The sequence below is a fragment of the Mesorhizobium sp. M8A.F.Ca.ET.202.01.1.1 genome, assembly GCF_004791595.1.
GTDB lineage: Bacteria > Pseudomonadota > Alphaproteobacteria > Rhizobiales > Rhizobiaceae > Mesorhizobium.
On record NZ_SRUN01000203.1, the window covers coordinates 1 to 315 of the forward strand.

Here is a 315-nt window from a genome sequence, read left to right on the forward strand (position 1 = left end):
CCCATCGTCACGGCGAGCGGCAACGCCTGCAGAACGGCGGAGACGTTGGCGATCGGAAGATGCGCCAGAGCGACGAGGAAGGAGACCGTGGCGCCGGCTTCGCCGGCGACGCGCGCCGCGACCATGGGCTGCAGCATGGCGCGAGGATCGGCAAGCGCGCCGCGCTGCCAGGCGAGCAGGCCGACGAAGAGCGATGCGAAGGCGCCGCGCACCAGCATGACCTGCGCCATGTTCATCGATTCGGAAGAGAATTTGGTGATCGCGTCGTTGGGGGTGAAGCCGATCATGGCTACGACCATGAACAGGGCGCCGCGA

At 67.6% G+C, this 315-nt stretch carries 1 pseudogene; it reads right to left on the reverse strand.

What is annotated here, in order from left to right:
• Positions 1–315 (reverse strand): annotated as a pseudogene (locus EN845_RS34500) (EamA/RhaT family transporter); the annotation flags it as partial.